Consider the following 12,098-nt stretch of genomic DNA (forward strand, 5'->3'; position numbering starts at 1 on the left):
ACGTTGTGCGCAGGATTCACATCCTGCATATCCTTTTCCTGGGCCTTAAGCATATCATCAATGCGCAATATCATGGCAGCTACTTCTGATGCGGACTTGATGGCCTGTGTTTTGACGCGGAGCGGATCAATTACATTGTCCTTCATCATATCCTCTACCTTGCCGGAATACACGTTGATGCCACTGTTCTTGTTCTTTCCGGATTCGGCACGCAGCTGCAACAGCATATTGATCTTATCCAGACCTGCATTCTCTGCAATTGCCTTTGGTATTTCTTCCATAGCATCGGCAAAGGCACGGACAGCAAGCTGTTCACGCCCTTCTATTGTAGAAGCATAAGAGCGTAATCCCTGTGCTACCACCATCTCAGAAGCTCCCCCGCCTGGTACTATTGCCTTATCTTCCAGCACGGATTTCACCACATTTAGAGCATCATCGAACACACGCTCGATGTTATCAGTGACGTGTTCACTGCCTGCTTTTATGAGTATGGTCACAGCATTGGATCCCTTGAAACCGGTGATCAGTGTTTTCTCTTCATATTCTGATTCCTGCTCCACAACTTCAGCAAATCCAAGGTCATCAGCAGTGATCTCGTTCATATTCCTTACAAGCTTGGCACCTGTGGAAAGGGAGAGCACGGTCATATCCTCATCTTTCAGTCTTCTGCAGGTGTAGATGTCATGCTTCATTAAATAGTGCACAGCATTATCATCCACGTTCTTGGAAGAAAATACAACGTTGGCACCAGTAGCTATTATCTTATCCAGCATTTTATGGAAATTAATCGTTTCCTGGTCCTTGAAGGCAAACATTTCATCTACACTGCCAAGCTGGATCTTTGACTTGGTGTTGGTCTTGGCGAACTCTATTGGCATATCCAGAAGTGCTATCTTTGCATCTTCAACTCTGGCGGGGGTATCAGGATGAAGACGATACTTGTTTATGTAAATCCCCTTTATGACATGAGTGTCTGTTATCTTGCCACCGGTCTCTTTCCTGATAACTATCTTCTCATCTATGTTGTACTTGCCATTTTCCTCTATTGCCAGTACTGCGTCAACACATACTTTTGCCAGGTGGTCTGCGGAAGCTTCGGGAGCTTTTCCTGTTATGGAGGTCTCTGCGATATTCTGAAGCATTTTTATGTCGTCAGTCTCTACTTTTGTAGCGAAGTTCTCCAGGATCTCAATAGCTTTCTGGGCAGCGAGGTTGTATCCTTTGAAGATTACGATCGGGTGGAGCCCTTTTTCCACAAGTTCTCCTGCTTTGTCCATCAAACTGCCTGCTATCACAACAGCGCTGGTGGTACCGTCCCCTGCAATGTCTTCCTGTGTCTTGGCGACCTCTACTATCATTTTTGCAGTGGGATGCTCGATCTCCATTTCCTTAAGTATGGTGGCACCGTCATTCGTAAGGACAATGTCTCCAAGAACATTGACCAGCATTTTGTCCATGCCCTTTGGTCCCAGGGTCGAACGCACCAGTTTTGCAACTGCTTTAGCAGCATTGATATTCATGGAAAGGGCATCTTTGCCCTGTGCATGTTCTGTCCTTGGATCAATAATATAGACCGGCTGACCTCCATATTGTCCTGCCATTTGTATTGACATGCCTTGTTGTGCCATTATTTTGAACCTCCTGAATCCAGAAAATGAACTTGTTTAAAGTATCTTCTTTACGTATGAATTGAACTAACTGTATATGGTTCTATAAAAACATTTCGACATGCGCATATGCGCCTTCGCATGGTCAAAACATTTAAATCATTAATTCCATTTCTCGGTTATGTTGACCTTTATAGGATTGGGGCTTTTTGACGAGAAAGACATCTCTTTGAAAGGACTTGAAGCTATTGCCCGGGCGAACAGGGTCTATGTAGAGTTCTATACATCCAGGCTGATGGGTACCACCGTGGAAAAGATGGAAGAATCATACAATAAGAAAATAGAAGTGCTTACACGGGAAGAGGTGGAACAGCATCCAGATTGGCTTGGATATGCCAGAAATGAAGATGTGGTATTCCTTACAGGGGGAGATACAATGGTCTCCACCACCCATGTTGACCTGCGCTTGCGTGCAATGGAAATGGGTATCATTACAAAGCTTGTGCATGGCTCGTCCATTTCATCTGCTGTGTGCGGACTTACCGGTCTGCAGAACTACAGATTTGGAAAAGCCGTTACTGTACCTCATCCATATACAAGCGGCCGGGGAAAGACCGTCATATCGGAAACCCCTTATGATACTATTCTTCAAAACCTTGAGCATGGGCTTCATACTCTTGTTTTCCTTGATATTGATAAGGAAAAAGGTTACATGACAGTTAACCAGGCATTGGACCTTCTTCTACAGGTGGAAGAAAAGAAAGACACAAAGATACTGCAGGATCGGCTAGCTGTTGGTATAGCCAGAGCCGGATCTGATTCTCCGGTTGTTGCGGCAGACTACATTAAAAGCCTGAAGGATTTTGATTTTGGTGCACCGCTTCATATAATGGTAATTCCGGCAGATACGCATTTTATTGAAGCAGAGGCATTAGTGCAGCTGGCACATGCACCAAAAACAATACTTGAAGTACATAACCAATAGTGGAGTATAATATTATAGGGTACAAGTCTATATATCAAAACAACGTAGGACTTATTAGTTACATATAAAATATATCATTGTTTAAATAAATGTGAGAGGGAAAAATGGTTCGAGATGCAGTTGGCGTGATATTCGGAGAAGCAGGTACATCCAACTTCAGGATAGTATTATCGGACAGCACCACTGTGCATCAGGGAGAATACATAAAAGCCTGGCATGAGATCGATGGCTGGGTACTTGCACAGGTACTATCCATTACCCGTTCCGGAGATAGTTACTCTATCGAGGAAGCAAAGAACGGGAGTCGCAAGGATAAAAGTGGGGATCGTATCATTGCCGATGTGACTGTCATAGGCAAGCGTGACGATTTCGGACTGTTACGGTCACCTACTACCCCTTTTAGTCCGGGAGACCCTATATACAAGGCGAACAACGAGCTTATATGCAGTTCTCTGGGCCTGTCGGGGAAAGAGATGTTCATTGGCATGCTGGAAGGCACTGATATACCCGTGCATCTCAATGTGAATAGTCTTGTACAGAAACATTGCAGTATCCTGGCAAAGACAGGAAGCGGTAAATCCTATACTGCAGGCGTGCTACTTGAAGAGATGCTGGATCGGAAAGTACCTTTGCTTATCATTGATCCGCATAGTGAATATGCATCACTGAAAGAAGAGGGGATCATCAGTGCAGAAGTTGCAGGCAGGTTCAAGGTCTCACCAAGATCATACGCTCAGTATGTTACTGTATACACTCCTGCCAACAAGAGCCTGAATCCCAAAGCTGATGAAGTGTTTCGGCTTAACGGCATGAACCTTACAGCGAAAGAATTGAGTGAGGCTTTTCCTAACAATTTCACAAGCACACATATCGGCATACTCTACGAGGCCATTGATAAGATCAAAGCTGAGATGGACACATATACCCTCGATGAGATCATCTTTGAGGTCAAGAACAATGACAGCAAGGCAAAATGGAATGTGATCAGCCTTCTTGAAGAAATAAGGGAAACCGGTATCCTCTCAACTAATCCTACATCAATTGAGGATCTCGTGCAACCAGGCAGAGCTTCCATTATAGATTTCAAGGGTGTGGCTCCGGATATCCAGTCCATGATCGTTGCGCGTCTGTGCAATACATTGTTCGAGGCCCGAAAGATGAATACCATCCCCCCTGGTATGCTGGTTGTCGAAGAAGCTCATAACTATGCACCTGAAAAAGGTTTCAGCAAGACCTTAAGTTCAGATGTGTTACGGACAATTGCGTCCGAAGGGCGCAAGTTTGGTCTTGGCATGATGGTAATTTCCCAGAGGCCGGCACGTGTGGACAAGAACATTCTTTCGCAGTGCGGCACACAAATCATCATGAAGGTCACCAATCCCAACGACCTGAAAGCTATTAGCAAAGGTCTGGAAGGTGTAAGCTCCTATGTGGAAGACGAACTCATGCGCTTGCCACCGGGAGTTGCGATGCTGGTGAGCACTGATATTGAACGGCCTATCCTGGTGGACATAAGGGTGCGCAAAAGTAAACACGGTGGAGAGTCTGTAAACGTAATGAGAAGTGTTAACCTGAACTCTGCTCCAACAGCGCCAGCCAGGAAGCCACCTGTAGCATCTGTACGTGCAGCACCTGTAATAGAAGACCATACTCAAGAAGAGCATATGCCTGTGCAAACCACTACAGCTCCTCCTCCCAAGAGAAAACCGTCAAAGGAAGTAAAACCAGAAGAAGGAGGCGGTCTTTTCAAGAAAATCTTCGGTGCGAGCAAATAAGGAGGAATAGCTTGCCCGCTGATCTGAATGAAAAGGTTAAAAGATATGAGAACCTACTAAGGCAAGCGCTGGAAAAAGCAGAGTTTGCACCTATCAAGGATTCGCATATGTACGCTGTCGCAAATGACTTTCATACGATGGCAAGATCATATTATGAGGACGGTATTCACTTTGTACGTCAGGAGGACCCTGTGAACGCACTGATCTGTTTCAGTTACGGACACGCATGGCTGGATGCAGGGGCACGTCTTGGAGTTTTCAGAGTGGACGATGATAAACTGTTCACTATATGAATCCTGAAAGGAGACAGAACTCAATTTCCCGGAGACGAGTAAATGTCAAATTATAATGTTATACTTGAAGCTGCCTGGTTGGTCAGAGATGTGAACAGTCCGGATGATGCCATAGGAGTGGCAATTTCCGAGGCCGGTAAAAGACTGAACCCAAAACTCGATTTTGTGGAAGTGGACGTTGGCACTACATACTGCCCTGCTTGCGAGGAAGCCTTCAGCAGTGTTTTCCTGACCGCCAACACTGCTATTGTCGGCCTGGTCCTTGAGATGAAGGTATTTGATGCCGAAACAGAAGAACACGCATCAAGAATAGCTAAATCTGTCATTGGAAGGGCATTGAGGGATGTTCCCCTGAAAATTGTCGATGTTGAAGAGTTCCAGTAAAGTAAGGAGGTAATACTATGGACAGGACAATATCTGTTGTGGGGCATGCAGCTATAGATCTGCTTTTTGATGTCGAGCACATTTCCTGCCATAATGAATCCTATCCCATCGTTGATTACCATGAATATTTCGGAGGTGGAGCTGCCAACATTGCAGTGGGTATCGCCACTCTTGGAGGTAAAGGCCAGCTGATATCTGCTGTCGGAGAGGATTTTGGAAGTTCCGGATATGAGGATTATCTCACTTCTTTGGGTGTCGACCTATCGTTAGTATATAGATGTAAAGGTCAGAAAGTTACAAAGGCCTTTGTCTTTACTGACAGAGATCACAATCAGAGTACTTATTTCCACTGGGGCGCATCTGTGCTTCTGAAAGAACTGGAACCACCTGAGGTTGATTTTGTTCATCTTGCAACTTCCGAATGTTCCTTTAATGCGAGGATAGCAAAAAAAGCAGGTTTTGTTTCCTTCGATCCCGGTCAGGACCTTATAACCTATAACCGTAAGGACCTGGAAACCATATTGGAGCACACTGATATACTCTTCACGAACCGTCATGAGATAAAACGGGTCTGTGAGATGACCCATCGCTCCTTCGAGGAACTTAAAGCAAGTATTGGGACCATTGTGGTGACCTATGATTCCAGGGGCAGCAGGATACATACGAACGATGCAGAATATTGCATACCTGTGGTGCCTGTGAAAGCCATTGATCCCACCGGTGCAGGCGACGCATACAGGGCGGGTTTCCTGTTAGCCTTCACGCGAGGATATGACATGGAAACCTGCGGCAGGATAGGGGCAACAGTTGCTTCCTTTGCAGTAGAGGTCATCGGTTGCCAGGTAAAATTGCCTACCTGGGACATGATGCAGGAAAGATTTGAAGCACAGTTTGGAAAACTGCCCTGACATTTTCTGCATAAAAGTTTTGTACAGGCTGCTGAACTCATCGATATTCAGCAGCTTTTTGTATCAATTGCACAGCTCTCGGGAATTTCACTCACCCTTCCATAGTTCCTTCTATCTTGGCACCATCATAATTGCAGCGCGTGTTTATGATTCCCTGGAGCACAGGCTTATAGTCGGCATCATCATCTTTCGGAACCATAAGAGAGCCATTTTTAAGCTTAGTTTTTTGTGTTCTGGTCTTCAATGATTTCATTGTATCCCTTTAATGATCTATGGTGTTGTTAGGGAGCTGATACTCATGGAAGTTGATATAGATTGCACAAATCTTTTCAGTAGGTGTTCGGTTATCTCTATAGATCCTATAGAAAAAGACCCTGCTTGAAAATCATCTTTGTGCTCAAACGATGCGAACTAAATTCTATTTCTCAGATAATACATTTGCAGGGTTGCAGATGAATCCTGCATATCCTGAATTTCCAAATTGATCCCTTAATAAATTCGTTCAGGTATCTGATCATCAGGACCCGATAATTTCTTCAACGAACTGTTCTATTCTGCTTTTAATGGAATCTCTAAGATTTCGTGTCTGTTCCATCTTTTCGTTCTCTGTTCCTGAAAACGATTCCGGATCAGGGAAGGACCATTTTAACTGAACAAAGGGTTTTGGGAATATCGGACACTCTTTTTCTTGGGTCCTATCGCAAACGGTGATTACATAATTGTAAAATTTTCCCTCTTTAAAAAGGTTCCAGGCTGCTTGGGTTCCTTTTTTACTGAGATCAAAACCATCTTCCGCCATAACAGCTATTACCAAAGGATTCACACTGGTGGGTTCAAGTCCGGCACTCTCTACTTCAAATCTTTCTCTGCCGACCCGTCTTAAATATTCTTCTGCCATCTGACTTCTGCCGCTGTTGTGCACACACACAAACAGTACTTTGATCTTACTATCATTGTAAACCATGTTTTTTTCAATGCACTATAACAAATAAACCTAATCAGTATAGAGACTATAGGACTACTGATGTCCTATGTACCTATATATTTGACGTAGATCTTTGATCAGGGCACTTTCTCAGACCTGGAAACATCAGAATAACAAGTTCTTTAAAGCGTTTTTCTACTTAGTCTACATGCCTCTATATAGGGTCTTTTGGCCTACTTATTTCATTTGTGCAAATGTTTTAAGTCGATATACCTAGGTTTAGTCATGGAGAAGATCATCACTCTGCTACTGGCATGTGTATCCTTTATGTCCATATTCTGTTTCACGTGCTGGTCATCACCTGCTATCTGTTTCAATTCCACCATGTCGTTTGGTCATGTTATACTTGCTTCATCCTTTCCAGTTGCATGTGCCTGCTCTAAAGCATCAGGGACATGTGGGAGAAAACAGATATCCGATATGAAGAAAATCGAGGTGAGGAGCAGATGTTAGTGATAGATCTTACGATTTTATAAGCAACCTGAAAAAATTGGTGGTGGGTGCAATGATCAATAGGAATAGTAGTTCATTGAATATGAATGTGAAATTTATAGGAATAGTACTGTTAATTCATATTATATTATTTTCAATTCCGGCTTTGGCCGCGAATGAAGTAACTGTATCCAGAACGATCTCCGAAGGTACTGTAACTCCAGGTGGCACTTTTACGGTTAACGTAAACTTAACGACAAACCAAGAAATATCTATTCTCAGCCTAAAAGAAACACTACCTGGCGGTTGGTTAGTTACTGAGGTAGATTCGGGACAATTGATCTATTCTTCAAGCAATGTTGATTGGACCTGGGCAGATACTACATCAAATATTAGTTCAGGTACCTCTGATACAATTACTTATAGTGTTAAAGTCCCGGCGAGCACGGCAGTTGGGACCTATGCCATAACCGGGACGGTATCCGGTATTTCCTCAAGCGGAGGAAGCACTGTCCAGATCACTGTTTTAGGCGATAACGAGGTCTCAGTTCAAAAGGATGATACAGCTCCGATGCTTGATCTGATAGGAGATAAAGACATTGATGAGAACACAGTGCTGAGCTTCAATGTGTTTGCAGTTGATGACGATGGCGACACGATAACTTACTCTGCTATAGGTTTACCTCCCGGAGCCAGTTTCAATAAGAATTCCGGTGCATTCATCTGGACTCCGGGATATTCCGCAGCAGGGACTTACTATGTCAAATTCATTGCAACTGCAAATGGGCTTACTGACTCCGAGACAATAGCAATTACAGTGAATAATATTAACAGGCCACCTGTGCTCAATTCGATAGGTAACAAAGCAGTTGATGAAAATACAGTGCTCAGTTTTACAGTCTCAGCAAGTGATTCTGACGGTGATGAAATATCATACTCTGTTGTCGGTCTGCCTCCCGGAGCCAGTTTCAATACAAATTCCGGTGTGTTTAGCTGGACCCCATCTTTCACCGCTTCCGGCGACTACAGTGTAGTGTTCATGGCAAGTGATAGTGTAATCACAGACTCCGAAACAATAACAATAACCGTGGGAAATGCTGAGCGTGCACCTGTACTTGATTCCATAGGGAGCAAAGTTATTGACGAGAATTCATTGCTAAGTTTCACCATCTCAGCCACGGATCCTGATGGAGATTCTGTGGTGTACTCCGCCACAGGTCTGCCAAGCGGGGCAGGCTTTACAAGTACGGGTACTTTCAGCTGGACTCCAGGTATCGGTGTTGCCGGAACCTATGATGTTACATTCACAGCAGAATCAAAAGGTCTTACTGATTATGAGACTGTCACGATCACAGTGGTAGGTTTAACAGTGGATAAAAGTGCATTGACAGATACTCTCAATGCAGCAACTACAAAAGCAGCAGGTGCTGTGGCCGGAACAGAGAATGGCCAGTATCCGCAATCTGCCATCGACGCATTCAACTCGGCTATTGCAATTGCAGAGGCAGTTTATGTTAATACGGCAGTAACGCAGACAGAGGTGGATCAGGCTGTAGCAGCTCTTGCAGAGGCTGCAGCTACGTTCGATGCATCTGTAATCATAATAATAGATCAGACACCTCCCGCATCCGTAACAAACCTGAATGAAACAGGCATAGGCCCAAGCTGGATAAACTGGGCATGGGAAAACCCCTCTGACACAGACTTCAGTCATGTGATGATATATCTTAATGGCATGTATGTTACGGATATTTCAGATCCGTATTATAATGTGACCGGACTGGCTGAAGGAACTACACATACTATCAGTATCATGACCGTGGATACTTCCGGGAACATTAATCCTGCATTGGTGAATGATTCAGCAATGGCTACAGCTTCTACGGATGTAACTCCGCCAGCTTCCGTGACAAACCTTATGGAAACCAGTACAGGTCCAAGCTGGATACAATGGACGTGGACAAACCCCAATGACCCTGACTTTAGTTATGTGGTTATCTATCTGAACGATGTGTTTTTCACATGTACGGCAGATAATTCAAGCAATTACTACAACGTGACAGGGCTTTCGGAAGGTGCAACTTACACCATCGGCATACAGACCGTCGATAGTTCAGGAAATACAAATCCTGTATTGGTTAATGATTCGGCTGTTGCATTGAAACTCCCACAGATCTACAACCTCTCAGGAAGTGAGATTAAGAAAACCTCAATTGCAATGACATGGGAAACTTCTAATGATACTTCCAAAGTGCAAATAAGCAGGGATAATGTATCCCTTGGGGATATCAGCGGATCAACATCGTATACGGATAGTAATCTGACCGCTGGCACGACTTACAATTACGTTCTTTTACCGTACAATGCCGATGGATTGGCCGGTATACCGGCAAGTATCAGCCTTACGACATCTTCATCCGGCAGTGGTGGAAGTAGCGGAGGCAGCAGTTCTAAAAAAAGTAGCAGTAGTGGTGGTGGAGCCAGTGGAAGTACTGAGGATTATGCAAACCTTGCAGTAAAGGACGTTGATACCACATACCTGAGAAAGAATGTAAATGTCACCTATGAGTTCACAAGGCCTGGAAACGACATTCAGGCGATTAGTTTATACTCACTTAAGAACTCCGGAAAAATAACATCCACTGTAGAGGTACTGAACAACAGGTCAAAGGTTGTGAACAGCAACCCGGAGGGCTTAGTGTATAAGTTTGTCAATATCTTTGTAGGTAATTCCGGTTTTTCCACAGGAGATAATATCAAAGATGTACGGATCAAATTCAGGGTGAACAGTTCCTGGATGCAGAAGACGGATGTGGACCCTGCAGATATCAAGTTGCAAAGATATAACGGGGCTGTCTGGGAGGTACTGCCTACTACCCAGATAAACAACACTCAAAGCTATGTTGTATTTGAGTCCCATACACCTGGTTTCTCGCCGTTCGCTATCACTTCTCACAAGACGCTCCAATCTCCTGCTGACACTACTACAGAAATGCCACAGGCAGCAGGCTGGTCAGAAGACACTGATAGTGAACCTGCTCAGATAGAGGTTGCAGATATTGTGGAAACACCACAACCTGAAGCAAACAAGGAACGGAGCAACCTAGCATGGATCTTGTTCATCATACCGATAGCTATAGTAATGAGTGTTATTGTGTGGAAGAAAAGAGACTATATAGTAGATGCTGCCGATGACGCGCTTTATACGTTGAGTAACGTATTGAATAGGGATAAAGAGTGAACCGCCACCTGTTGAAACAGGTGTCTTCCCTCTTAAATATTTATTTTTAGTATAGTTTTCCTGAATCATTCTGGTTTAATTGTATAACAAAACCATTCGATGGAAGCACTACCATCTTGAGATAATGTGCTATTTTTTCAAAAGATTCCAATCAACCTTTTAGACACTATACCTCAATGAAAACTATATACATCGAATTTATTTACAATATTCATCTACTGTTTTTATGGTAGATTATAAATGAATACCAATAGCATAGTCCAGGAACAAAAAGAAAAAATGCGTACTGATTATGTAGTTGATAATGATAGACTAAGCAGACTGTATACTTTAGACATTCCAGTAATATCATCTATAAGATCACTGGAGGAAAATGGGTATTCTTGTACTGCAACGACTCTTGGAAATCCTATTGAATTAATAAGGCGGAATTCGCACGATCCATCGAGTTGTGTAACAGCTGGCTACAAAGCAAATATGAAAAAAAAGACATCTATATTCTCAAAAGTAAAGACATTTTTTAAAATCTGAAATCGATGCTGTAGAAATTAGATCAAAAATGATAGTCTTCGACCAAAGTAGGTAAGTGCTATCGGTATTTACAACTATTTTAAAGTATTGTTTCTTTAATCCTCACTTGAGTATTGGGAATTCTACACAATACTATAGGATAAATTTCAACATGAAGCTATACAATTAGTTACGATCCCCGAGCTAGTCCGAACTCTTTTTTATTTATGCTGATGTGGGATAATAGGGGGAGAAAAAGGCTCATTGTGAACTTCATAACTATGTAGGAATTGTGATTGATACAAACATCATCTATATATTTTATGTATACGCTTGTTTATCTACTAAAAACACTTGTACAATCTATATATCTTAGAATGAATACAAACATCCCTGCAATAATAGAATCAATCACATTGAAGGGATAGCATGAAATCATTAAAAACCACAACAATAATAAGTGAGTGTGAATACCATGGTTCTCTTATATCTGCTAAGGATGATGATACTGACTATAAGCCTATTCTCCATGGAATAATAAGCACTCGCTGTAATTACGATGGTGCTAAGATCGAAGGAAGCCTGGAAGGATGAATTAAGTCGATATTAAAATGAACTTTATTTTTAAGTTTAAGGCTAAATATCGATATCTATTTTATATGATCGATGCTGATTACGATCTTTTCTACATAACCATTGTTCTGAATAATTTATCATTGCTTTACTGCAGGATTACCGATAGACAGTAGAACTTTGAAGCTGATAGTGATTACAGGTCAACCGAGAGGGAAATTATGATGCTACTTTCACAAGGAAAACCATTGAAGTGCATTTCTTTTATTATATTATCTATTATAATACTACTATCCGGTTGCATTGAGAACGGAACAACAGATGTTCCTGCTGCTTACAACAATTCCATTGGTATGGAATTTGTGCTCATTCCCGCAGGTGAGTTCAACATGGGTTCAAATTCAA

At 42.7% G+C, this 12,098-nt stretch carries 10 protein-coding genes and 1 pseudogene; 8 read left to right on the forward strand and 3 right to left on the reverse strand.

Annotation, left to right across the window (positions count from 1 at the left end; genetic code table 11):
- Nucleotides 1-1,628 (reverse strand): thermosome subunit alpha (thsA, locus tag ACCM36_RS03640; protein ID WP_370572373.1); only part of this gene is annotated, 1,628 nt, incomplete at its 3' end.
- Nucleotides 1,629-1,788: 160 nt separating this feature from the next.
- On the opposite strand from thsA, the gene dph5 reads away from it, so the two are divergent.
- The 5 genes from dph5 (at nucleotide 1,789) to ACCM36_RS03665 (ending at nucleotide 5,952) form a co-directional block, all read left to right on the forward strand.
- Entirely contained in the window at nucleotides 1,789-2,592 is an 804-nt protein-coding gene (dph5, locus tag ACCM36_RS03645; RefSeq protein ID WP_370572374.1) for a diphthine synthase, read from the forward strand.
- A gap of 104 nt (nucleotides 2,593-2,696) precedes the next feature.
- Nucleotides 2,697-4,367 carry an ATP-binding protein gene (locus ACCM36_RS03650; protein ID WP_370572375.1) on the forward strand — a complete coding sequence of 557 codons (1,671 nt, stop codon included), beginning with the start codon at nucleotides 2,697-2,699 and terminating at the stop codon, nucleotides 4,365-4,367.
- Nucleotides 4,368-4,378: 11 nt separating this feature from the next.
- A complete protein-coding gene (locus ACCM36_RS03655; RefSeq protein ID WP_370572376.1) occupies nucleotides 4,379-4,660 on the forward strand; it encodes a DUF357 domain-containing protein in 282 nt (93 codons plus the stop codon).
- Nucleotides 4,661-4,702: 42 nt separating this feature from the next.
- Entirely contained in the window at nucleotides 4,703-5,044 is a 342-nt protein-coding gene (locus ACCM36_RS03660) for a DUF555 domain-containing protein (protein ID WP_321417806.1), read from the forward strand.
- Between the two features lie 17 nt (nucleotides 5,045-5,061).
- The gene (locus tag ACCM36_RS03665) at nucleotides 5,062-5,952 is read left to right on the forward strand and encodes a carbohydrate kinase family protein (protein WP_370572377.1); all 891 of its coding nucleotides are present in this window, start codon (nucleotides 5,062-5,064) and stop codon (nucleotides 5,950-5,952) included.
- 91 nt (nucleotides 5,953-6,043) lie between these two features.
- On the opposite strand, the gene ACCM36_RS03670 is transcribed toward ACCM36_RS03665, so the two are convergent.
- Together ACCM36_RS03670 and ACCM36_RS03675 are read right to left on the reverse strand one after the other, a co-directional pair.
- Entirely contained in the window at nucleotides 6,044-6,205 is a 162-nt protein-coding gene (locus tag ACCM36_RS03670) for a hypothetical protein (protein ID WP_370572378.1), read from the reverse strand.
- 264 nt (nucleotides 6,206-6,469) lie between these two features.
- Nucleotides 6,470-6,916, reverse strand: coding sequence for an arsenate reductase ArsC (locus ACCM36_RS03675; protein WP_370572380.1), 447 nt, complete (start codon nucleotides 6,914-6,916; stop codon nucleotides 6,470-6,472).
- A 526-nt stretch (nucleotides 6,917-7,442) separates the two neighbouring features.
- Between ACCM36_RS03675 and ACCM36_RS03680 the strand changes: the two genes are divergently transcribed.
- The 3 genes and pseudogenes from ACCM36_RS03680 to ACCM36_RS03690 form a co-directional block, all read left to right on the forward strand.
- Nucleotides 7,443-10,610 carry a PGF-pre-PGF domain-containing protein gene (locus tag ACCM36_RS03680; protein WP_370572381.1) on the forward strand — a complete coding sequence of 1,056 codons (3,168 nt, stop codon included), beginning with the start codon at nucleotides 7,443-7,445 and terminating at the stop codon, nucleotides 10,608-10,610.
- 939 nt (nucleotides 10,611-11,549) lie between these two features.
- Nucleotides 11,550-11,714, forward strand: coding sequence for a hypothetical protein (locus ACCM36_RS03685; protein WP_370572382.1), 165 nt, complete (start codon nucleotides 11,550-11,552; stop codon nucleotides 11,712-11,714).
- A 200-nt stretch (nucleotides 11,715-11,914) separates the two neighbouring features.
- Nucleotides 11,915-12,098 (forward strand): annotated as a pseudogene (locus tag ACCM36_RS03690) (formylglycine-generating enzyme family protein); the annotation flags it as partial.

This window comes from Methanomethylovorans sp., assembly GCF_041305605.1.
Taxonomy (GTDB): domain Archaea; phylum Halobacteriota; class Methanosarcinia; order Methanosarcinales; family Methanosarcinaceae; genus Methanomethylovorans.

Excerpts from the sequence above, each read along its gene's own strand:
- dph5 (WP_370572374.1), top strand. The coding sequence starts at position 1,789 with ATGTTGACCTTTATAGGATTGGGGCTTTTTGACGAGAAAGACATCTCT.
- ACCM36_RS03650 (WP_370572375.1), top strand. The coding sequence starts at position 2,697 with ATGGTTCGAGATGCAGTTGGCGTGATATTCGGAGAAGCAGGTACATCC.
- ACCM36_RS03660 (WP_321417806.1), top strand. The coding sequence starts at position 4,703 with ATGTCAAATTATAATGTTATACTTGAAGCTGCCTGGTTGGTCAGAGAT.
- ACCM36_RS03665 (WP_370572377.1), top strand. The coding sequence starts at position 5,062 with ATGGACAGGACAATATCTGTTGTGGGGCATGCAGCTATAGATCTGCTT.
- ACCM36_RS03670 (WP_370572378.1), bottom strand. The coding sequence starts at position 6,205 with ATGAAATCATTGAAGACCAGAACACAAAAAACTAAGCTTAAAAATGGC.
- ACCM36_RS03675 (WP_370572380.1), bottom strand. The coding sequence starts at position 6,916 with ATGGTTTACAATGATAGTAAGATCAAAGTACTGTTTGTGTGTGTGCAC.
- ACCM36_RS03680 (WP_370572381.1), top strand. The coding sequence starts at position 7,443 with ATGATCAATAGGAATAGTAGTTCATTGAATATGAATGTGAAATTTATA.
- ACCM36_RS03685 (WP_370572382.1), top strand. The coding sequence starts at position 11,550 with ATGAAATCATTAAAAACCACAACAATAATAAGTGAGTGTGAATACCAT.